Here is a 23,086-nt window from a genome sequence, read left to right on the forward strand (position 1 = left end):
CTTTTTTTAGCAAATGTAGTATTGAGAATTCATAGAATAAATTCTATTGTTTGCAAATTGTTAGCAGAATATCAAAAAAATAGCCTAGAATCCTTATAAATAAGGTTTCTAAGCTCTTTTCTGTTATTCCCACTCAATTGTTGCTGGTGGTTTAGATGTAATATCATAGGCTACACGGTTAACGTGAGCCACTTCGTTTACGATACGTTGAGAGATAACTTCCAACACTTCGTAAGGAATACGTGCCCAGTCACCTGTCATACCGTCGATAGATGTTACTGCACGAACCACAATCGTATGATCGTAAGTACGTTCGTCGCCCATTACACCAACGCTTAATACGTTTGGTAGAGCTGTAAAGTATTGCCAAATTTCACGGTCAAGACCGGCTTTTGCAATTTCTTCACGTAAAATCGCATCTGATTCACGTACGATTTCAAGTTTATCTTCAGTTACTTCACCAAGAACACGAATACCTAAACCAGGTCCTGGGAATGGTTGACGCCATACTAATTTTTCAGGCATACCCAATTCAATTCCTAAAGCACGCACTTCATCTTTGAACAACGTGTTTAACGGTTCAATCAATTCAAATTGCATATCTTCTGGTAACCCACCAACGTTATGGTGTGATTTAATTGTTTGAGCTGTTGCTGTTCCAGATTCAATAACGTCAGTGTATAACGTTCCTTGTGCTAAGAACTCAACACCATTTAATTTAGTTGCTTCATCATCAAACACGTAGATAAATTCGTTACCGATAATCTTACGTTTTTGTTCAGGATCAGAAACACCTTTTAATTTACTTAAGAAACGCTCTTGCGCATCAACTTTAATAATGTTCATATGGAAGTCGCCGTATAATGTTTCCATTACTTGCGTTCCTTCATCTTTACGTAACAAACCATGGTCAACAAAGATACATGTTAATTGATCGCCAATTGCACGGTGAATTAATACACCAACAACTGATGAATCAACACCACCACTTAAAGCAAGTAAAACTTTTTTGTCGCCTACTTTTTCGCGGATACTTGCAATTTGTGAATCAACAAAGTTTTCCATTGTCCAGTCGCCTTTACAGCCACAGATATCAACTGCAAATTGACGTAACAATTCATTTCCGTGTACAGAATGACGTACCTCTGGATGGAATTGAACTGCGTAAATACGACGAGATTCATCAGCAATTGCAGTGATTGGGCATGATGGGCTTGTTGCTGTAATTTCAAAACCAGCTGGTGCTTCAACAACTTTATCCCCATGACTCATCCAGACAACTTGCTCAGATGGTAATCCTTTGAAAAGCGGTGCATTATCAATCACATTGATTGATGCTTTACCGTATTCACGGTTTGTTGCGCCTTCAACACGGCCACCAAAGTGCGTGCTTAATAATTGCATTCCATAACAAATACCTAAAACAGGGATCCCCATATCGAATATACGCTCATCACAACGGAAAGCATCTTCGTCATACACACTGTTAGGTCCACCAGATAAAATAATACCTGTAGGATTTAAAGCTTTCATCTCTTCTAACGTGATTGTGTGTTCATGTAATTCACTGTAAACGCCAAAATCACGAATACGACGTGTGATTAGTTGATTGTATTGACTACCAAAGTCTAATACGATGATTTTTTCTACGTCTTGCATTGGTTTTATACTTCCCAAAAATGTCACCCCACTCAGATATTTAGCTTAAAAGCTATACTTACTCATCATAAACAAAAACGAGCGGTCGGTCAAGATGATAACATCAAAAATGACCGATTCCGCTCTTATTTTTTCCAAAAGTCATCAAATACTGTAATTGGTAAGTGACGTTTATGTTCGGATTTCAAATACCAGCTTTCAATCTTAGTTTCTGCTTCTGCAGACACTGTTTTTCCTTCGAGGTAATCATCGATTTCATCGTAAGTAACACCTAAGGCTACTTCATCAGATAAAGCCGGACGATCTTCCTCTAAGTCAGCTGTTGGTATTTTAGTATACAGATGTTCTGGTGCACCTAAAGCTTCCAATAATTGGCGACCTTGGCGTTTATTTAAACGGAACAACGGATTAATATCCGTACCACCATCACCATATTTTGTATAAAAACCTGTAATCGCTTCTGCTGCATGATCCGTTCCAATCACGGCACCTGCTCGTGCACCGGCGATACCATATTGTGTCACCATTCGTTCTCTGGCCTTAATATTGCCTTTCACAAAGTCAGTCAGAACAACACCTGCTTCTGCTAATGCTGCTTGAGTCGCATCAACACTAGCTTTAATGTTGACGGTAAACAGTTCATCTGCGCCAATAAAGGCTAAAGCATCTTGGGCATCCGCTTCATCTAATTGCACACCATACGGTAAACGCACGGCAAGTAGATGAACATCGGCTTGGGTTTCTTCACGTAATTCTGAAACAGCTATTTGAGCGATACGTCCTGCTAATGTTGAATCTTGTCCACCACTAACAGCGATAACCAATGTTTTAAGAAATGAATGTTTCACTAGATAGGCTTTTAGAAAATCAACGCTCACACGAATTTCTTCCTCAGCATTAATCGTTGGTTTGACACCCATTTCAGCAATAATTTTCGTTTGTAAACTCATTATGCTCACTCCTTCTTATAAACTTGGACGATCAAAGTGAACGCTTGTTGTTTCTTTTACATGATCACGCACACTCTTGATGTTTTCATTACGATTTTCCCAGCATTTATCGCTTAAATCAACCGGGTATTCTTCTGGATTCGAAATACGACGGTATTCGTCCCATAATACTTTTTTATTTTCTTTTGCGAATTCTTTAATTTCGTGTACTGTCGGTAATTGATACACTAACTCACCGTCAATAAAAATATCCTGTAACAATTCTTGCGCTGTAAAGTTAGATACATCTTTTTGGATATATGAATGAACCGGGTGGAACATTGTTAATGTTTCAATGCCCTCCATTGATTCCTCAGCAAGAGTGATATAATCCCCTTCAGAACGTTTGCTTTGATTATCAATGATACGGAAGACATTTTTACGACCTGGTGTTGTCACTTTCGAGCTGTTGCTTGAAAGCTTGATTGTATCCATATACTGACCGTTTTCATCTTCAATTGCGACCATTTTATACACGCCACCTAAAGAGGGTTGATCATAAGCAGTAATCAATTTCGTGCCCACGCCCCATACATCTATACAGGCATTTTGTGCCATTAAATGCATAATCATGTTCTCATCTAAATCGTTAGATGCAACAATTTTAGCATTTGGATAACCGGCATCGTCTAACATTTCGCGTGCTTTTTTAGATAAGAAACTTAAATCACCACTATCAATACGAATGCCCACAAAATTAATTTTATCACCAAATTCATTGGCTACTTTAATTGCATTTGGAATACCTGAATGTAGCGTATCGTATGTATCAACTAAAAACACACAGTCTTTATGGCTTGTCGCATATTTAGTAAACGCGACATATTCATCTTTGTAGGCTTGGATCATTGCATGTGCATGTGTTCCTGAAACAGGAATATCAAACAATTTACCTGCTCGGACATTACTGGTTGAATCAAAACCACCAATATACGCAGAACGAGTCCCCCAAAGTGCTGCATCAAACTCTTGGGCACGTCGTGTACCAAATTCCATCACTGATGCGTTTGGTCCTGCAACATAACGAATACGCGATGCTTTTGTAGCAATTAATGTTTGATAATTCAAAGCGTTTAGCACTGCTGTTTCAATCAGCTGACACTCTGCTAACCCTGCTTCGACTTGAAAAAGAGGTTCATTATTAAAGACAATTTCACCTTCACGCATGCTGCGAATTTTACCTTTAAATTTAAATTCACTAAGATACGTTAAAAAATCCTCAGGATAATCTGTCGTCTCGCGTAAATAAGCGATATCTGATTCCGTGAATTTTAAATTTTGGATATATGTGATTACCCGTTCAAGACCTGCAAAAACTGCAAAGCCCGCGTTAAAAGGCATACTTCTAAAATATGCTTCAAAAACCGCCTTTTTTTCTGCTATTCCATCGTCCCAATAAACTTTCATCATGTTAATTTGATAAAAATCCGTATGAAGTGAATAGCTATCATCGGGATAATTAGTTGTCATAATTAAACTTCCTCTCGCTTCAATGCTATTTTTTGTACCCCTTTATTATACACATCTTTGCATATGACGTGAACAAACTTTACTTAATACTTCCACAAAAAGCCTTTTATCATTAAAAATAGTCAGATTCACTTTCATTCTCCCCTTTAATTTACGCGTATGACTATATTTTTTTACGCTTTTTTGCTTAATTTTCGAAAAAAAATTTGATTTAATCATTATTATATCCGATAATTAAAATTGTAAGGAATATTACTAAAGGAGGTATATACATATGTGGAAAGAATTTAAAGAATTTGCGCTTAAAGGCAACGTATTAGATTTAGCAGTCGGTGTTGTTATTGGGGGCGCTTTTGGTCTCATCGTCACATCATTAGTTAACGATATCATCATGCCATTAGTTGGAATTATTAGCGGAGGCGTTGATGTCTCTAAACTTTCAATCATGGTCGGAAACGCAAATCTAGCTTATGGTGCGTTTTTGCAATCTATTATTAACTTTTTAATTATCGCCTTCTCAATCTTTATGTTCCTAAAAGTTGCGAATAAATTGATGCGCAAACGTGAAGTGGAAGAAGAAGTTGTGGAAGAAGAAACAAAAACTGAGCTCTACTTAAAAGAAATTGCAGCATTATTAGCAGAAAAAAAAGCTTAAACTAGCACTTTTATTTGTAATTAATGGATTATTTAATCTCAAAGCAGACTTTTTTACTAAAGTTTGCTTTTTTTGCACTTATATACGTACTTTTTGGATAACATTTCATTAAAAATTTTTGCTATAATAGTAAATAAGTATATCTAGGTACAATTTTTTTAGTTAAGATTACTAAACCACTAATTGGGTATATTAAATTATGCTATCGCGTGAACATTTTGATATAGAATAACTTTAGGGAGTGTTGATAAATAATGAAAAAAGTAACATTAGCAACAGGATTAAGTGTACTTGCGCTTTCAGCAGTGATTACACCACAAGCAACAGAAGCAAGTGAAGCAAACACTAACTCTTACACAGTAAAAAAAGGCGATAATTTATACAGAATCGCACAAAAACTTGGTATTTCTGTTGATTCATTGAAGAAAATAAATAATATAGAAGAAAACCTCATTTTTGTTGGTCAAGTTCTTAAAACAACAGCAACTAATCAAGCGCCACAAACTCAAGCACCGCAAACATTTAAACCTACTACTACAATCCCTTCAGGACATACTGCTGATTTTGCTAAAGCAATGGCTGTCGCTGCTCAAAAAGCACCGAGTAAAGGACAACTCTTTACCAGTGTATTAATTGCACAAGCAATTTTAGAGTCGGGATCAGGTTCTTCTGGTTTATCGGCAAATTATAATAACTATTTTGGTATTAAAGGCTCATATCAAGGTCAAACAGTTGTACTTCAAACACAAGAATATGTGGGTTCTAAATTAATTACTATCAATGATGGTTTTAAAGTTTATCCAAGTCCTACTGAATCAATTGAAGATTATTATGGATTGTTTACTAAATCTGCTTGGTCGCAAAATCATTATTCAGCTTTTATCAACGCTAAAAATTACAAAGATGCAGCGAATGCTTTAACTGGTAAATACGCCACTGATATTAATTATGGTGCAAAACTAATCAATCTGATTGAAGTGTATAACTTACAACAATATGATACCGATGTTGCCCTCTCTTCTGATACTAAAATGGTCACTTATACAGTTAAGGCTGGTGATACACTAAAAGGTATTGCAACAAAATACAAAACGTCATATGAAAAAATTGCAGAAAACAATCATCTTAAAACGCCATTTATTATATATCCTAATAATAAGTTGAAAATTGAAGTTGAAAAAACAGCTGCTGAAAAGGCTGCTGATCAGAAAGTAACGGATAATGTTCCAAATAATACAACAAATACACCTGCTGCTAGCAATGCAACTGCTAACTACAAAGTGAAACAAGGTGATACATTAAGCAGCATTGCCTATGCAAATGGAACAACATACGATAAAATTGCGACGCTTAATAAAATAGCTGCTCCTTATACAATATTCGCTGGACAAACAGTTAAGTTGCCGTCTTCAAAAGTAGTTACTCCTGTTAAAAAACCTGCGACAAATGCTAAAAGTTATACTGTGAAATCAGGCGATACGTTGACTAAAATTGCTGCACAACACGGCACAACGTGGTCCGAATTACAAGTGATCAATAAGCTCGCATCACCGAACAAACTATCTATTGGACAAAAAATCACTTTAAAATAGTCATAATCTAAGCAGCTATACTCTTTTGTGTAGTTGTTTTTTTATTTATCCTAAAAAAAGCAAAACAGCTATTCTAAATTTTTTTCATAATATCCGAAATAAGATCAATAAAAAAAGTAGCAGTTCCCTAATGGGACTGCTACTTTTTATGTTTTTTACAAGCTTAAATCTATAACTTATTGATATTATCCTCTTACATGCTTTTCAACATCACGGTGTGTCAATGATGTCTGATAATCATCACGTAGTTGTTCATCAATGTAACGCGCTAATGACACTGAACGATGTTGACCACCTGTACAACCAATTGCAATCAATAACTGCGTTTTACCTTCTCGTTTATAGCTCGGAAGAACGAAACGCAATAAATCTAAGAGCTTAATTAAAAACTCTTCAGTATCTGGCCATTTCATAACATAATCATACACTTCCTGATCTAGACCTGTTAATTCACGCATCGTTTCATCGTAAAATGGATTGGGTAAAAATCGCACATCAAACACTAAATCAGCATCAATCGGTATTCCATACTTAAAGCCAAATGATGTCACATTGACATGAAAAACATCTTCAGGGTTTGTCAAAAAACGTTGCATCAATTGTTCACGCAATTGCTTTGGTTTAAAATTAGTTGTATCGATAACAACTTGTGAGATGCTTTTAAGATACTGTAACAGCTCACGTTCGCGCTTTATACCTGAATAGGTGGATTCACCTGCAGAAAGCGGATGAGAGCGTCTTGTCTCTTTATAACGGGTTACAAGTACTTCATCGTCTGCATCAAGGAACAACACTGTCAAATCTAAACCTGCTTGTTTAATTAACTTTGTGATATAAACATCAATCGATCCAAAAAAATCTTGTGAGCGTAAATCCATTACGACAGCGATTTTTTCTTTACCCGATTCATGCATCAATTCCCAAAATTTTGGTAACAATAATGGTGGTAAATTATCTACACAAAAATACCCGATATCTTCCAAAGACTGAACTGCAACAGATTTCCCTGCTCCAGACATACCTGTAACAATTACAAGCTCTACTTTGTTTGTTTCATTCATTGGCATTCATCCTTATTGTTGAGTTATTTTGCAAGACTAGAAACTGCTTCTTTAATCATTTCTAATTTCTGTTGTGATGCTTCTGCTGTTTTATCCGTGATACAGTAATAAAATTTAATCTTTGGTTCAGTCCCAGAAGGTCTTACACAGAACCATGAACCATCTTCAAAATGAAACTTCAAAACATTTGCACTCGGTAAGTCGATGTCAGTTTCTGTATTTGTGCTGTTATTATAACGCTTTTGCACGGAAAAATCTTCTAATTTACTAATTGTTAGTCCTGCAATGCTTTTTGGCGGTGTTTCACGTAATGATGACATAATACGTGCACTTTCAGCTAATCCTTCTCGACCTGATAATGTAAGCGACACCACTTCATCTGTGTAATAGCCAAACTGGTCGTATAAACCATTCAACACTTGTAATACAGACAAACCTTGCTTCTTATAAGCTAGTGTTAACTCAGCGAATGCAAGTCCAGCCTGTAATGCATCTTTATCACGTGTAAATGGTTTTAACATATAGCCATTACTTTCTTCATAACCGAATTGATAAACGTATGATTTATCTGATTGCCATTGTGCAATTTTTTCACCGATATATTTGAATCCAGTTAAAACATCAAACATTTTAACGTCAAAATGCTCTGCTATTTTACCACCTAAATCGCTTGTTACAATAGATTTAATAACAGCACCATTGTCAGGAAGTAAACCAGATTTTTTTCTCTCAGATAGCGTATAATATAAAATCAATGCGCCGATTTGGTTTCCTGACAGCACTTGGAACGCACCCGTTTCATCCGGTACAGCAACACCTAAACGGTCAGCATCTGGATCAGTAGCAAGCAGAACATCTGCTTCATTATCTTCCCCTAAACGAGCTGCAAACTTAAACGCATCCGCATTTTCAGGATTGGGTGATTTTACTGTAGAGAATTCTGGATCGGGTTTCATTTGCTTAGATACGTAATCAACATTAGTAAAACCAGCAATTTCAAATACTGTTGGCATTAAAACGCCACCAGTTCCATGAAGTGGTGTATATACAATCGAAACATCGCCACCATTTTTACGAATAAGCGAATCGTTAACTACAACCGATTCTAAATCACAAAGATATGGTTTATCAACAATAGTACTAATCACTTCAATCTTGCCTTTTTCAATTGCATCTTCAGTATCTATTTTTTTAATTTCTAATTCATGTGATTCTAATTTCACTAACTCTTCAACAATTGTTGCAACTGCCTCGGGAGTCATTTGGGCACCATCCTCACCATAGACCTTGAAGCCATTATAATCTGATGGGTTATGACTGGCAGTAATCATGATACCATTAAACGTTTTCAAATAACGAATCGCATATGATAGCTCTGGTGTTGGGCGTAAACTCTCAAATACGTAAGCTTTAATATCATGCATTGCAAGAACACTTGCTGCTACATAAGCAAACTCTTGTGATAAATAACGGGGGTCATAAGCAATAACAACGCCACGTTTAGAAGCAGCTTTTCCTTGAGTAGCAATATAGCGTGCTAACCCTTCAGTCACCCATCTCACTGTATACTCATTTAAGCGATTTGTTCCCACACCCAATAAGCCACGCATCCCTGCTGTTCCAAATTCGATATATTTATAAAAACGATCTTCAAGTGCTTCCTTATCTGCTTTTATAGCATCTAATTCAGCGCGATTAGTTTCATCTAATTCTTGAAATTCATCCCAATTATGGTATTGTTTTTTCCAACTCATGTATGGTGCCTCCTAATTTATAATTACTATTAGATTTTAGTGTTTCCATCACTAATATTATACACTTTTTCCTCATTATAAGTATCTATAAAATATAATGGGCGTTTTTTTGTTTCGTTAAATATACGACCCAAATATTCACCTATAACTCCGAGGCTAATTAATTGGATACCACCAAGGAATAAAATAACCATCATCAATGAAGGATACCCTGAAACATCAGGTCCAAACATCAATGTTCTGATTAAAATAATTATCATATAAATAAACGCTATAAAAGATACAAAAAAACCGGCAATTGTCGAAATGCGTAATGGCACAATCGTAAATGATGTAAAACCTTCGATTGCTAAATTAATTAAATTGAAATAATTCCATTTTGTTTTTCCTGCTATTCGTGGTTGACGATCAAATAAAATTTCTTTTTTCTTAAAACCAATCCAACTAAAAAGACCTTTCGTATAACGCTGTGTTTCTCTAATTGTTTGTAGAGCATCAATACAGCGACGGTCTAATAGACGAAAATCACCTGTATCACGTTGCAAAGGAATACGCGTTGTTTTTTGAAGCATTGCATAGTAGCGTTTTGAAGTTATGCGTTTCATCCATGATTCGCCCTTACGTGTACGACGTTTTGCATAAACATCATCGTAACCTTCTTCCCACCATTTTAACATTTCAATGATTAACTCCGGTGGGTCTTGCAAATCTGCGTCCAAAATAACAAGTGCATCACCTTCAGCATAATCAATACCAGCCATCATGGCCGTTTCTTTGCCATAATTACGTGAAAGTGCCAGTGTTTTAATGCGCTGATCTTTTTGACGCATCTGTTCTAAAATGAATAACGTTGCATCTGAACTCCCATCATCAACAAACAAAAAATCAAATAGATAGTCTCCACATAACGCTGATACACGATCGAGCTCTGCGTATAAAGCGGGAATTGCTTCTTCCTCGTTATAGGCTGGAATTAAAATTGTTACTTTCTTCATTGATTCACCTCAGTTTTGATAGTTATTATCTTTTTCATTGTAACAGTTTCAACTAAAAACACAATCGAATACAGCTATTTTACACTACTGTAGATAGTCCGCCAACTGTTTAACAGCATTGCCGGTGGTATAGGTGTTCCATGTTTTGTTGTAGCCTTCATAATCAGCTTTGTAAGGCACATTTTTTAGTTCTTCACTCAGTAATTGAGAGGTTGCTATAATCGGGCCTGGTAGCATTGTTCGCCAGTTCTGTTGTAACCCTTGCTGCAGTTCATACTCTTTCTCATCATAACAAAAGAATAACATTTTTTTAACCGTAGGTAATAATGATATCTCAAACGGAATAGAAGAAAAATCACTAATCAATACATCAATCGCAGGATAAAAATCCGTCAAAGCTGTTGTATTTGGTACTATTTTAATAAAATCATCATCTGTCAATAAATCTGAATCGTTCAATCGTGGGTGCCTTTTAATTAGCAACACACTATCTTCTGAATGTTCACGTCGCAATAACTCAACATCTAATTGCAATTCATTGCTAAGTTCACCTGAACGGTAGGTAGGAGCATATACTATCACTTTTTTAGACTCACTAACATCAAATTTTCGGCGAATTTCTAAACGTTTTTGAGTCATTAATTTATTATCAAAAAAAACATCGGTTCGTGCAATCCCAAATGGTAAAAATTTCTTTCCTCTCGCTTCAAACGATTGTTCAAAGATAGCCTGCATTTTTTTTGAGCCCACAACATAACTATCAGTAAAATCATACACTTTTTTAAAGCGTTTTTTATCTGCCAGAGGTCTTATCCTATTTGATGCATCTTCGTATCCAAATTGTTTAATTGCACCATTAGCATGCCACACTTGAATCGTCTCAGATTTCTTATTTTTAGGTAATGCCCCCAGAACTGCAAAGTAATTATCAATCACTAACTTACGAGCTGACACTAAGGTTGGGATACAACTAAACATCGCTACACCATCACATTTTTTTTGTACAATTCGTGGGTCTAAATTTAAAAGCGATTGGCCCGCAGATCGTTCATACAAAAAGACAATCGAAGCAGTTGGATTACGCTGAATTAATTCGTTCGCAACAGGTACATTATTATCACCAAAAGAGGACAAGAAAACTATTTTATCACGTTTAGAGAAAACCGCAAGTCCTCTTGAAAATAAAAGCATTAGCAACATGTATATTTTTTTCATCATGATTTACACCTCCTATATCAAAACTTAAAGACGACCTCGAGAGATCGCCTTTAGTTATTATTTTGGATGAATAGTAACTGTTTTTTTAGTCACGTAATATTGATAATCATTTCCTTCGAAGAAAAATGACTGTTCCTTTTCGTCATAAAGCGTTTGGCTTTTAGAAATATTTAAATCTTTCACAGTAATGGGTTGTGTACTTGCCATTTCCATTGAATTGATTTGACCTGAGTCATCATAATGATATTTCAAAGAACCTTCGTATAATGACACATATTTCTTTTTGGGGTGATCTAATGAGTTCATAGCATCCAAGACCTTGCTCTTATTCGAACCAAGATAAGCAGTAAAATATTCAAAGGAATCTGCTATACGGTTGTCTATTAACGGGATTAATTTTGATGTATCGACACTATCTTGCACTATACTATCAGATCTGTATTGATAGTTACCTTTTGTGGTGTAGAACTTGTCCTTAGCGATTGCTATTTCTACTGTCGATCCACTTTGGCGCAATACTTTAAGGTCTTCACCGAGTGCAACTTTAGCATCCACTTTTTTCGTCAGTTTTTCATCAGAATAAAGCGGAACATTACTCTTGTTGAAACGAGCCTTTTCATCAACGTTCTCCCAAACCATTTTCTTTTCAGCCTGATTTTCCTGAGTTTCATTTTTTAATGATGGAATAATCAATGCTGCAACACTTTGATTTGTTGCAATTGAAAAACCAGTGACTAACATCACAATCATCAACCCAATAAGTATAAACGGCGTTAAAACACTGCCTTTTTTATCTATTTTGGCATACTTAGACTGATTTCGTACGCTACGCGAATCTGTATCACCACTTTTAATTACTTCTAACGGTAAATAAGGTTGTTTTTGTTTATTTTTACAATCTTGTTGATATTTTTTCTTTTCAGCTGCAGTTAAGCCATTAAACCACTTAACATACTCGTCATATGCTTTGGCTACTTCAGCTGAAGGACCATCCATTTTTAATTCACCATAGTGCATCCAAATAATACGGTCACATAGTTTTTTTACTTGGGCTAAAGAATGCGACACAAAGAAAATTGTTTTACCTTGTGCTTTAAATTCCATAATCTTATCCACACATTTTTGATAAAATGTTTTATCACCAACACTCAACGCCTCATCTATTACCAGTACATCCGGATCGATATGAACTGCAATAGCAAAACCCAAACGAGATTTCATACCACTTGAATAGCTTTTAACTGGCTGATGGATAAAATCGCCTAAATCAGAAAACTCAATGATTTCTGGCATAAGTTCATTAATTTTTTTCATGCTATAACCAAGCATTAAACATTTCATACGAATATTTTCAAGTCCTGTCAAAGGACCTTTAAGACCTGCACCGATTGCAATCATCGACACTTCACCATTGACTTTTAATTCACCTTTAGTGAGTGGCGCTATACCTGCAATAATACTTGACACTGTAGACTTACCAGAGCCATTTACCCCGATTAAACCCACTGTTTCGCCTTCATGAACATCAAAAGAAACATGACGCAATGCCCAAAACTCTTGTGGTTTTTTATTTTTATTAAAGATTGCCTTAATACGATCTGATTTATTTTTGTACAAATCATACTGTTTTGATACATCTTTGACTGAAACTTTAACTGTCATAATGAATAATCCTCTCTCTTAAACATAGTCAACAAAGCTCTCTTTAAACTTGTTGTGAAGTACACTACCTGCAACCAAGAAAAAGAGCGTGAACGCCCAAAAATATATTGTCAATGCTGGGCTTTCCCAGAACCACGCACGTGAAAGAAAAGCATCACGGAATCCTTCAACTATGTATAGAATTGGATTCAAACTGAAATAATGACGAATTGATTCTGGCATCTCAGCTATATTCCAAATAGTTCCTGAGACATAAAATAAGAGTCGCATGACTGATTGAATAACAAACTGCATATCTCTAAATAAGACTGTTATTGTCGAAGTAAATAACGTTACAGCATATAAGAAAACAATCATACAAATAAAATAATAAATATATTGTGCCCACATCAATGTTGGCGTCACACCTTGTGATGCTAATAAGATTAATGAGACAACTAACATTACTAAATACACCGAAAAGCCTGAAGCAATATTGATTGATGGTAAAATATTAAGTGGAAATTTCATCTTGCTTACAAGATTTACTTTATTTACGATTGCTTTGCTGCCTCGTGTGATTGATTGATTAATAAACATCCATGTTGTCATACCAACAACCATCCATACAAAGAATGGCACACCGTCTGTAGCTGTGCGAGTTCCTCGTAAACCTACACCAAAGATTAGATAATACGTACCTATTTGAATTAATGGATTTAGAATTTGCCATAACAAACCTAAATAATGACTTTGATAGTCTGCTCGTTCTTCATAACGTGCAATTCGCAGAATCATACTCAAATGTTTTAATTGATCTTTTACAATACTAACTGCATCTTTCAAACAAATACACTTCTTTCTCTCGTTTTAATAATTCAAGTGATAACACTCAAATTTTACACTTATGTATCTTACCACAGTTACTTTTAATTTGGGAACTATATCCTATTAAATTTGTGGTGAATAAGTCAAAAACGTTTTTTATTTTGCTATAACTTTGATGAATTCTCTCATATAATCAGGTAAATCTGGCGGTCTACGGCTTGACACAATATGACCATCTACTACTACTGCTTCGTCGTGCCAAATTGCTCCTGCATTCGTCATATCATCTTTAATCCCCGGCGTGCTTGTAACATTCACACCTTTGAGAATATCTGCTGAAATTAGTACCCATCCTGCATGGCAAATTTGCCCGATTGGTTTTTTAGCATCATTAAATTCACGCGTAATACGTAACACATCATCAAAACGACGTAATTTATCAGGTGACCAACCGCCTGGAACTAATAATGCATCGTAATCTTCCGTATTAATTTCAGAAAAAGTCGCATCGGAAACAGCAGGAACACCGTATTTACCAATATATTCATGTGACTTTTCTTCAGCTATTAAATGAACAATCGCACCTTCTTCTCTTAGACGAAGTATCGGGTACCATAATTCTAAATCTTCAAAATCAGTACTGACAAATGATAGTATTTTTTTCCCTTTAAGTAACACTTTCTATCAACCCCTTATAATTTTATCTCTCTTGAATTATATCATATTCTTAGTTTAATAGCCCCTAACAACATAAAAGGAACCACCTATGTACGGCAGTTCCAAACTGAAAATTACTTTTTTCGTATAATTAATAATCACCTTTAATAATACGAACTCGAATGATTCCTTCTATTTGCTCTAACGCTTGTTTTAGCTTCTCATGATTGATGGTACTTGTCACATTATCTAAATCAATCAGTGTGTATGCAATTTTATTACGGCTACGATTAATCATATCACCAATATTCAGTTGATTTTCTGCAATTTTAGTAGTAAATTGCCCAACCATATTTGGCACATTGTGATGAGCAATCGCGATTCTCGTTAAACCACGGTAAGGAAGTTCTACACGTGGGAAGTTAACAGAATTACGAACGTTACCTGTCTCTAGAAAATGGGCTAATTCTTTTGCTGCCATCACAGCACAGTTTTCTTCCGCTTCTATTGTTGAAGCGCCTAAATGTGGTAAAATCCGCACGCCTTCTTGACCAAATAGTTTTTCGTCTGCAAAATCAGCAACATAGTTTTTTAATTTTCCGCTATTCAATGCATCAACAATTGCTTCTGTGTCAACAAGTTCGCCACGGGCAAAATTTAATAACACAGCCCCTTCTTTGATATCTTGTAGGCTTACTTTATTTATCATTGCTTTTGTTGATTCTAATAATGGCACATGAATCGTAATATAATCACTAATTTCAAGCAATTGTTTTAATTCATCCACACGCTCAACTTCACGCGAAACTTGCCAAGCCGCTTCAACAGATACATAGGGATCATAGATAACAACATCCATCCCTAATGCTACAGCATCGTTAGCGATAATACGGCCAATGTGCCCTAAACCAACGATACCTAATGTTTTCCCGTGAATTTCAGTGCCTACAAATTTCTTTTTACCTTTTTCAACATTCTCTGCTAGGTTTGTCTTAGGCAACTGTTTCACCCAATTTGCACCTTCAATCATCGGTCGAGCAATTGTGAGCAAATTCGCAATCACGAGCTCTTTCACAGCGTTTGCGTTGGCTCCAGGCGTATTCATCACAACGACGCCTGCATCACTACAAGCTTCAACAGGAATGTTATTCACACCTGCGCCCGCTCTCGCTATTGCTAATAACGACTCTGGTAAATCTTGCTGATTCATGTCGTAACTACGCAATAAAACCGCATCAACATTACCGCTACCATTGAGGTAATACTTCTCAGGATCAAGTTTTTTTAGGCCTTTAACAGCTATCTCATTGTATGTCTTAACGTTATAAGTATTAGGCATTATTTACATCCCCCGTCACCGTATTGGCTACTGCAAATTTATTCATAAAGGCTATCAGTGCTTCAACACCTTCAATCGGCATTGCATTATAAACACTTGCTCGCATTCCACCTACTACACGGTGCCCTTCAAGATTTGTTAAACCCGATGCTTCCGCAGCAATGACGAATTCTTCATCCATTGTAGGCGAAGGTGTGAGGAATGGAATGTTCGTTAATGAACGATGTCCCGCTTCAACTGGCGACGTATAAAAATCACTATGATCTAAAAAGTCATATAATAATTGCGCTTTTTTACGGTTTGCTTTTTCAATTACCGCAACACCGCCTTGTTCTTCAATCCATTCTAACTCAAGTTTTGCCATATAAATCGAAAACGTTGGCGGCGTATTGTACATTGAATTAGCATTTGCATAGGTTTCATAGCTTAGCAGGGTTGGTAATTCAGGTAGTGACTGAATGAAATCCTCACGCACAATAACGATTGTTACACCTGCTGGCCCAATATTTTTCTGTGCACCTGCATATATTAATGCAAAATCTTCGACATTATATTCGCTTGATAGGATATTAGATGACATATCAGCTACTAATGGTAAACCATTAAATTTGTCGAGTGGTATATCTAAATAAGCCGTTCCTTCTATTGTACTATTTGTCGTAAGATGTACATAAGCATAGTCTTCTGTTACGGGTTCAATCACCGGTAACGTATGATAACTATTTTTAGCTGAAGAGGCAATTGTTACAACCTCTGCTGTTTTTTTGGCTTCTTCAATTGCTTTTTTAGACCATGAACCTGAGTCAATATAGGCAACTTTTTTCCCATTCGCTAAATTTAGCGGTACCATCGAAAACTGTAAACTTGCGCCACCTTGTATAAATAACACTTTATAATTAGCGGGAATGTCCATTAAACGACGCAACAGTGATTCGGTATCACTTAAAATTGTTTCGAACAATTCTGAGCGGTGGCTCAGTTCCATCACAGACATACCTGATTGCTGATAAGATAAAAATTCATTTTGTGCTTTTTTTAAGACAGCCTTTGGCATTACGGCTGGACCTGCTGAAAAATTATAAACGCGTTGTTCCATGTAAACATCTCTCCCCTTTGTTTTTGTAATATAGAATAAGTATATATTTAAATAATTAACATTTCAATGTTCGTATTTAGGTTAAACTGTTTTTTATTAGGTTTTAGAAACTTAAACTTTATTTTAATCGGATAGTTCTTCGATGACCTTTTATTCAATATACTATCAACAGATAACTTTTGAAAATAAATTACAACTTTTTTTAATTTTCTGTTAGTAACCGCTTACTTTAGCGTTTTTCAAAAAAATATTGTCATTCCAATTATTAAAATATAAAACACAACTGTAACCTAAAAAAGAGAACAACAGACTGACACAAAGGTCAAACTGTTATTCTCGTGAAATTATTTATTTTTATACGTTGTACAATCTATGTTTTAAAACTAGCTGTCGTTCTGTTAAGTTTATCTTATTTCACTTTATAGATAGCCGCTTCATAAGGACGTAAGACGCTTATCACATCAATCGCTGGCGTATCAGCATAGTTACTAATCAACAACTCCCCTGTCGCTTTTTCAGTCGACAATAACGGCAGTGGCTGATAGTTTTCAGCGCTCATGTTGGCAACAATAATTAATTGTTCATCACCTAAGGTTCTTGTGTAGGTGAATAAGCGTGGGTCTTCGCTATTAGTCAGCTCAAATTCACCTGTTCTAAAAAGTTCTTCATTGTGTCGTAATTCTATTAACTTTTGATAATAATGGAAAATAGAACCTTTATCTGCAATGGCTTTTTCAACATTTATCTCTTCGAAACGAGGGTTCACCTTCAACCAAGGGGTGCCTGTTGTAAAACCAGCATTCGCTGTTGCATCCCATTGCATTGGAGTTCGTGCATTATCACGTCCTTTTGTTTCAACCGCTGCCATAAAATCAGCTTCAGATAATAATTGACGTTCTTGTACAAGGTCTTTATAAGCGTTATGAATTTCAACATCATCATAATCTTCAATTGGGAACGAACTGTTTACCATACCGATTTCTTCACCTTGATATACAAACGGTGTCCCTTTGAGCCCATGTAAGACTGTTGCGAAAGCTGTTGCACTTTGATGATGATAGGTTGTATCATTGCCCCATCTTGACACCACACGCGCTTGATCGTGGTTTTCGAAATAGAGTGTGTTCCAAAAACGTTCATTTAAGGCTGTTTGCCATAATGCCAAATCAGCTTTTAACTCAACTAAATCAAACGGTTTCATCCCCCATTTACCAAGTTGTGCTGTCGGACGTTCATCTACGCCCATATGTGTAAACGTAAAAATCATGTTTAATTCGTTACGTTCTGGATCGGTGAACAATTTTGCTGATTCAACATCTGAGCCATTTCCTTCGCCAACTGTCATTGCATTAAATGGTGCTAAAACTTCACGGTTCATTTCTTGAATAAATTCGTGTAATCGTGGCCCGTTAGAATGATACTCGCCGACGACATATTGTTCATCACTGTCATATGCTGGGAATGACTGATCCTTAGAGATAGCTCCAATTACGTCCATACGCCAACCATCTACACCTTTAGCCATCCAAAAACGCATCAAATCATAAATTTCTTCGCGTAACTTTGGATTTTCCCAGTTTAAGTCTGGTTGTTCTTTTAAGAAATAATGTAAGTAGTATTGTTCTGTTGTTTCATCCCATTCCCATGCGCCACCTGAAAAGATAGAGCCCCAATTGTTCGGAGGTGACCCATCAGCTTGTGCATCTTTCCATATATAATAATCACGATAGGGATTATCTTTTGATTTCTTACTTTCTTGGAACCAACGATGTTGATCAGACGAGTGGTTCGCCACAAGGTCCATGATAATTTTCATTCCTTTTGCATGGGCTTTCTCAATCAATTCATACATGTCTTCATTAGTTCCAAAACGTGGATCTATCTTACGATAATCACTGATGTCATAACCGTTATCTTTTTGGGGTGATTCAAAAATCGGGCTTAACCATAACCCGTCCACACCGAGTGATTCTAAGTAATCTAGCTTTTCAATCACTCCTCTGAGGTCTCCAAAACCATTACCTGTACTATCTTTGAAACTACGAGGGTATATCTGATAAATGACTGCATCTTTCCACCATTCCATCTTCATTCACTCCTTTAGTTTTGTTTGATTGTATCGAATCTGTAACTGCTGCGATAACTTTTGTGTCTACCTGCTGGCAATACAATATCACCAAAGTGGTCATGATGTATCGCATCTGGTAACTGTTGCGGCTCCAAGGCTATACCTAGTTCAGATACCATCGGACGGGTACCATTAACTAAATACGGTTCGTTCATTCCTGTTGTCGAGAAAACAACGATGGCATTGGCATCTGTTTCTATTACCATTCTGCGTCCGCTGACGTTATCAGTCAGACGTACTGCAAAATCAGAACCTTCATTCAGCGGAAAAGGTGTATCTAATCCTTGAGGCTCTTTTTTTGTGAACGCTTTCAAAGTTTGGCCCGCTTGAAAATCGAAAGCTGTATTGGCTACAGGTGCCAACACACCGGTCGGACATTTACTGTCATCCATTAACGCGACTTGCGATGCTCCGATTTCAAGCTGATGTTCGCTGATTGTTTCTTTTAAATCACCACTTAAATTGAAATAGCTATGATTCGTGGGATTAAATAATGTTGCTTCATCTGTTATCCCTGTAGTTATTATCTCAAAATGATTGTCCGCATACAATTGATACGTCACAGTCATTTCCAAATTACCAGGGTAACCGTTATCTCCCGCTGGACTTACAATTCCTAAAGTGACTGATAAATTTTCGACATCACTTTTAAGAACCTCCCATACACGGTGACTAACAGCGTTAACGCCACCATGTATGTGTTGTTCTCCTTCGTTTTGCGTCAATTGCGTGTTTAACCATTTCCCTTGGCGAATACGGCCGCCGACGCGACCGATTGTTGCACCAAAATAAGGGGAATGTGCGCTGTATTCTGCTAATGTCGCACATCCTAATACGACGTTCTCAAATCGTCCTGTTTTATCTGGCACAACAACTTCCAATAATGTTGCACCATAAGTCATTACACTGATAGACATGCCTTGATCATTTTCGAGCTGAAAGCGTTCCACCGTAGTATTTTTAATCGTACCAAAAATGGAACGTTCAATCTTAGGCATGATGTGCCGCTTCCCAAACACCTTGAATTGTTTCAAGATCTAGCAAAGCTGTGCTACTAAAGATGTGATCTGCTTCAGCTAATTCCTGAGCATCTCCCACAGCGATTGATACCATATTTGCTGCATTAATTGCTTGTACACCTGCCAACGCATCTTCCACACCAACACAGTCACCAGCCTTCAAGCCTAATTGTGCTGCAGCTGCTAAATAAATATCTGGTGCTGGTTTTCCCGCTTTAAGGTCTGCTGGATCAACGATTGTTTCAAAACGATCACTCAAACCTAACTTATCAAGGATAAAAGGCCCATTACGACTTGCAGATGCAAGTGCGATACGGATTTCAGCTGTTGCTAGTTCGTCTAAAAAGGCTGTAATACCTGGTAAAATATCTTTTTCAGATAATGAAGAAATGAGCTCAAGGTAAACTTCATTTTTTTTGTTAGCAAAAACAGCAAGTTCACCTTCGCTATATCGATCACTTTGGTTACCATGAATGAGAATGCGCTCGAGTGATTCCGAGCGACTGATCCCTTTCAATTCTTCATTAAACGCTTCATCAATAACAATGCCTAAATCGGCTGCTAATTGTTGCCAAGCGATAAAATGAAAACGTGCAGTATCTGCAATAACGCCATCTAAATCAAAAATTACTGCCTTCATTTTGCTGCCTCCTCTACCTTTAATACGCGTGGTTTTTCATCAACTGTGATAGTTAATGGCTCACCTTTAATTAATTTCACATCTGTTCCAGCTGTTGTGACTGTGATTAACAATAATCTACCGCGGAAGTTAATGTGGAAACGGTAATTTTCCCATTTTTCTGGTAAAAACGGTTTAAACGATAATTCGTGATCTGATACGCGCATTCCAGCAAATCCTTGTACAATTGCAAGCCAGCTACCTGTCATTGATGTAATATGTAAACCATCTTCTGTATCATTATTATAATTATCTAAGTCCAGACGTGCTGTTCGTTCATACATTTCAACTGCTTTTTCTTCGTAACGAATCTCCGCAGCTAAAATAGCGTGTACACTTGGTGATAAGCTTGATTCATGCACTGTTAAAGGCTCATAAAAATCAAAGTTGCGTTTTTTCTCTTCAAGTGTAAAGTTTTCAGGGAAATAATACACCCCTTGTAACACATCCGCTTGTTTGATGTAAGGCGAACGTAAAATGTGATCCCATGACCAGTTTTGGTTCAATGGTAAAGATGCTGGGTCTAATTCTGCTACAGGCGTTAAATCTTTATCCATGAATGTATCATGTTGTAAGAAAACATCTTCTTGTTCATCATGTGGCAGGTACATTTTTTCAACAATATCTGACCATTTCGCCGTTTCTTCAGCAGTAATTTGTAATGATTCACGTTTTTCAGCTGATAGTTTAGGCAACGTTTCAAGCGCATAACGCAACGTCCATTGTGCCATATAGTTGGTGTACCAGTTATTATTCACGTTGTTTTCATACTCATTAGGTCCTGTTACACCGTGCATCATGTATTGTCCTTGTCGTTTTGAGAAGTGAACACGGTCTGCCCAGAAACGTGAAATTTCAGTGATGACATCAATTCCTTTTGTTAACAAGTAACTTTCATCCCCCGTATAGTTTGCATGGTTGTATATCGCATACACCATCGATCCGTTACGGTGAATCTCTTCAAATGTAATTTCCCATTCGTTGTGACATTCGACACCTGTAAAAGTTACCATTGGGTATAAAGCACCTGCTAAACCTTGTTGTCTCGCGTTATGTTGTGCTTGTGGCAATTGTTGATGACGATAATCTAATAAGTTTTCTGTCACTTCTGGTGCTGCTAATGACAGATAAAACGGAATAGCAAAAGCTTCTGTATCCCAATATGTCGCACCACCGTATTTCTCACCTGTAAATCCTTTAGGTCCAATGTTAAGACGTGCGTCTTCACCGTAATAAGTTGAGAATAATTGGAAGATATTGAAACGAATACCTTGTTGTGCCGAAACGTCCCCACCAATTTCAACATCTGCTAGGTCCCAACGACGGTGCCATAATGTTTGGTGTGCTGTTTTTATTTCATCATAAGTTGATGAAGCAAGCGTTTGCGTTAAACTATTAAGCTGCTCTTTAATGCTTTCAACTGTTTCAAAATCACGTGACGTTACAACTAAAATGCGTTTTTCTAAAACTACTTTTTCACCTGTTTCAATTGTTGCCTCATAGTTGGTCACAATTTCTTGCTCTGTTTCCACTGCTGCTTGGACCGCGAAGCCAGTTTGTTCATGCGTCATTTTAAAACCAACTGTAAATTGTGGGATATCAAAGTTATTTTCAATTGTACGCGCAACCAACAAACCATCTGTTGCTACTACCTCTTTTTCAACAACTTGCCAGAATTTTTCATCGTAGTTCGCATCTTCATTGGTAACATTTGCATCAATTGCTGATGCGACTTTAATCGTTGCTGCTGCACCTAAGTTCTCAAATTGTACTGAAATGGCACATAATTCTTTTGTTGCAAGGCTTACAAAGCGTTGCACTGTAAATTTCACGCGTTTTGTTCCTTTAGTAATAATGAAAGAACGCGTTAATAAACCATTATACATATCTAATTCATGAGTGAAATCAGAGATAGTATCCGTGTAAAGATCCACTTCTGCACCATCAATATAGAAAGCAAGTTTCATGAAATTAACTGTGTTGATTACTTTACCAAAATATTCTGGGTAACCATTTTTCCACCAACCCACACGCGTTTTATCTGGGTACCACACACCTGCCAAGTATATGCCTTCATGTTTATCACCCGAATACGATTCTTCAAACATACCTCGCATTCCCATGTAACCATTCCCAATACTTGTTAGACTTTCTTGGAAACGTTTGTTCTCTTTATCCAATTCATGAGTTGTTAATTTCCAACCATCTAATTCAAATTTATTATTTTGCATTTTTATTTCCTCCTTATAAAATGATTTATTGCAATCTTTTCAAGCTGATAGTGCTACACTTATCGTAGTGAAAAA

The 23,086-nt window shown here is 36.6% G+C and carries 18 protein-coding genes; 2 read left to right on the forward strand and 16 right to left on the reverse strand.

The features are described from left to right. Positions 1-123: 123 nt before the first annotated feature. From guaA to V6S17_RS08035, 3 genes are all read right to left on the reverse strand, one after another. Positions 124-1,659: a glutamine-hydrolyzing GMP synthase gene (gene guaA / locus V6S17_RS08025; protein WP_036027587.1), complete on the reverse strand. Its 1,536-nt coding sequence runs from the start codon at positions 1,657-1,659 to the stop codon at positions 124-126. A gap of 125 nt (positions 1,660-1,784) precedes the next feature. Further along, on the reverse strand, positions 1,785-2,609 hold the full coding sequence (gene nadE / locus V6S17_RS08030; protein ID WP_029092149.1) for an ammonia-dependent NAD(+) synthetase: 825 nt from the start codon (positions 2,607-2,609) through the stop codon (positions 1,785-1,787). Between the two features lie 15 nt (positions 2,610-2,624). Then, the gene (locus V6S17_RS08035) at positions 2,625-4,118 is read right to left on the reverse strand and encodes a nicotinate phosphoribosyltransferase (protein WP_029092150.1); all 1,494 of its coding nucleotides are present in this window, start codon (positions 4,116-4,118) and stop codon (positions 2,625-2,627) included. Between the two features lie 274 nt (positions 4,119-4,392). Between V6S17_RS08035 and mscL the strand changes: the two genes are divergently transcribed. Together mscL and V6S17_RS08045 are read left to right on the forward strand one after the other, a co-directional pair. Beyond that, positions 4,393-4,773 (forward strand): large conductance mechanosensitive channel protein MscL, encoded by a 381-nt coding sequence (mscL, locus tag V6S17_RS08040; protein ID WP_029092151.1) that lies wholly within the window; start codon positions 4,393-4,395, stop codon positions 4,771-4,773. A gap of 254 nt (positions 4,774-5,027) precedes the next feature. Next, positions 5,028-6,365: a muramidase family protein gene (locus V6S17_RS08045; protein WP_036027589.1), complete on the forward strand. Its 1,338-nt coding sequence runs from the start codon at positions 5,028-5,030 to the stop codon at positions 6,363-6,365. A gap of 185 nt (positions 6,366-6,550) precedes the next feature. On the opposite strand, the gene rapZ is transcribed toward V6S17_RS08045, so the two are convergent. The 13 genes from rapZ to V6S17_RS08110 all read right to left on the reverse strand — a co-directional run bounded on the left by rapZ (position 6,551) and on the right by V6S17_RS08110 (position 23,011). Then, positions 6,551-7,432 (reverse strand): RNase adapter RapZ, encoded by an 882-nt coding sequence (gene rapZ / locus V6S17_RS08050; protein WP_029092152.1) that lies wholly within the window; start codon positions 7,430-7,432, stop codon positions 6,551-6,553. A gap of 17 nt (positions 7,433-7,449) precedes the next feature. After that, positions 7,450-9,180, reverse strand: a complete 1,731-nt coding sequence (locus V6S17_RS08055; RefSeq protein WP_029092153.1) for a phospho-sugar mutase — start codon at positions 9,178-9,180, stop codon at positions 7,450-7,452. A gap of 29 nt (positions 9,181-9,209) precedes the next feature. Further along, positions 9,210-10,175: a glycosyltransferase gene (locus tag V6S17_RS08060; protein ID WP_029092154.1), complete on the reverse strand. Its 966-nt coding sequence runs from the start codon at positions 10,173-10,175 to the stop codon at positions 9,210-9,212. Positions 10,176-10,259: 84 nt separating this feature from the next. Further along, positions 10,260-11,393, reverse strand: a complete 1,134-nt coding sequence (locus V6S17_RS08065) for a CDP-glycerol glycerophosphotransferase family protein (protein WP_029092155.1) — start codon at positions 11,391-11,393, stop codon at positions 10,260-10,262. 57 nt (positions 11,394-11,450) lie between these two features. Next, the gene (gene tagH / locus V6S17_RS08070; protein WP_069124599.1) at positions 11,451-13,055 is read right to left on the reverse strand and encodes a teichoic acids export ABC transporter ATP-binding subunit TagH; all 1,605 of its coding nucleotides are present in this window, start codon (positions 13,053-13,055) and stop codon (positions 11,451-11,453) included. 18 nt (positions 13,056-13,073) lie between these two features. Then, on the reverse strand, positions 13,074-13,880 hold the full coding sequence (locus tag V6S17_RS08075; RefSeq protein ID WP_029092156.1) for an ABC transporter permease: 807 nt from the start codon (positions 13,878-13,880) through the stop codon (positions 13,074-13,076). 138 nt (positions 13,881-14,018) lie between these two features. Continuing rightward, on the reverse strand, positions 14,019-14,540 hold the full coding sequence (locus V6S17_RS08080) for a type 1 glutamine amidotransferase domain-containing protein (protein ID WP_029092157.1): 522 nt from the start codon (positions 14,538-14,540) through the stop codon (positions 14,019-14,021). Positions 14,541-14,670: 130 nt separating this feature from the next. Continuing rightward, complete coding sequence (locus tag V6S17_RS08085) at positions 14,671-15,858, reverse strand: phosphoglycerate dehydrogenase (protein WP_036027591.1); 1,188 nt, start codon at positions 15,856-15,858, stop codon at positions 14,671-14,673. Then, on the reverse strand, positions 15,851-16,954 hold the full coding sequence (gene serC, locus V6S17_RS08090) for a 3-phosphoserine/phosphohydroxythreonine transaminase (RefSeq protein WP_029092159.1): 1,104 nt from the start codon (positions 16,952-16,954) through the stop codon (positions 15,851-15,853). Before serC ends, V6S17_RS08085 begins: the two co-directional genes overlap by 8 nt. Before the next feature lie 409 nt (positions 16,955-17,363). Further along, a complete protein-coding gene (locus V6S17_RS08095) occupies positions 17,364-19,040 on the reverse strand; it encodes a glycoside hydrolase family 13 protein (RefSeq protein WP_051457207.1) in 1,677 nt (558 codons plus the stop codon). Positions 19,041-19,054: 14 nt separating this feature from the next. Then, positions 19,055-20,080: an aldose epimerase family protein gene (locus V6S17_RS08100; protein WP_051457208.1), complete on the reverse strand. Its 1,026-nt coding sequence runs from the start codon at positions 20,078-20,080 to the stop codon at positions 19,055-19,057. Beyond that, complete coding sequence (pgmB, locus tag V6S17_RS08105) at positions 20,073-20,741, reverse strand: beta-phosphoglucomutase (protein WP_029092161.1); 669 nt, start codon at positions 20,739-20,741, stop codon at positions 20,073-20,075. Before pgmB ends, V6S17_RS08100 begins: the two co-directional genes overlap by 8 nt. Next, on the reverse strand, positions 20,738-23,011 hold the full coding sequence (locus V6S17_RS08110; protein ID WP_036027592.1) for a glycoside hydrolase family 65 protein: 2,274 nt from the start codon (positions 23,009-23,011) through the stop codon (positions 20,738-20,740). Before V6S17_RS08110 ends, pgmB begins: the two co-directional genes overlap by 4 nt. Positions 23,012-23,086 lie beyond the last annotated feature (75 nt).

Origin of the sequence: Brochothrix thermosphacta DSM 20171 = FSL F6-1036, assembly GCF_036884295.1 — a bacterium.
Lineage (GTDB): Bacteria > Bacillota > Bacilli > Lactobacillales > Listeriaceae > Brochothrix > Brochothrix thermosphacta.

Coding starts and splice junctions, on each gene's coding strand:
- V6S17_RS08110 (WP_036027592.1), bottom strand. CDS start 23,011: ATGCAAAATAATAAATTTGAATTAGATGGTTGGAAATTAACAACTCAT.
- V6S17_RS08035 (WP_029092150.1), bottom strand. CDS start 4,118: ATGACAACTAATTATCCCGATGATAGCTATTCACTTCATACGGATTTT.
- V6S17_RS08085 (WP_036027591.1), bottom strand. CDS start 15,858: ATGCCTAATACTTATAACGTTAAGACATACAATGAGATAGCTGTTAAA.
- V6S17_RS08095 (WP_051457207.1), bottom strand. CDS start 19,040: ATGGAATGGTGGAAAGATGCAGTCATTTATCAGATATACCCTCGTAGT.
- serC (WP_029092159.1), bottom strand. CDS start 16,954: ATGGAACAACGCGTTTATAATTTTTCAGCAGGTCCAGCCGTAATGCCA.
- V6S17_RS08055 (WP_029092153.1), bottom strand. CDS start 9,180: ATGAGTTGGAAAAAACAATACCATAATTGGGATGAATTTCAAGAATTA.
- guaA (WP_036027587.1), bottom strand. CDS start 1,659: ATGCAAGACGTAGAAAAAATCATCGTATTAGACTTTGGTAGTCAATAC.
- nadE (WP_029092149.1), bottom strand. CDS start 2,609: ATGAGTTTACAAACGAAAATTATTGCTGAAATGGGTGTCAAACCAACG.
- tagH (WP_069124599.1), bottom strand. CDS start 13,055: ATGACAGTTAAAGTTTCAGTCAAAGATGTATCAAAACAGTATGATTTG.
- V6S17_RS08060 (WP_029092154.1), bottom strand. CDS start 10,175: ATGAAGAAAGTAACAATTTTAATTCCAGCCTATAACGAGGAAGAAGCA.
- V6S17_RS08100 (WP_051457208.1), bottom strand. CDS start 20,080: ATGCCTAAGATTGAACGTTCCATTTTTGGTACGATTAAAAATACTACG.
- V6S17_RS08065 (WP_029092155.1), bottom strand. CDS start 11,393: ATGATGAAAAAAATATACATGTTGCTAATGCTTTTATTTTCAAGAGGA.
- rapZ (WP_029092152.1), bottom strand. CDS start 7,432: ATGCCAATGAATGAAACAAACAAAGTAGAGCTTGTAATTGTTACAGGT.
- mscL (WP_029092151.1), top strand. CDS start 4,393: ATGTGGAAAGAATTTAAAGAATTTGCGCTTAAAGGCAACGTATTAGAT.
- pgmB (WP_029092161.1), bottom strand. CDS start 20,741: ATGAAGGCAGTAATTTTTGATTTAGATGGCGTTATTGCAGATACTGCA.
- V6S17_RS08045 (WP_036027589.1), top strand. CDS start 5,028: ATGAAAAAAGTAACATTAGCAACAGGATTAAGTGTACTTGCGCTTTCA.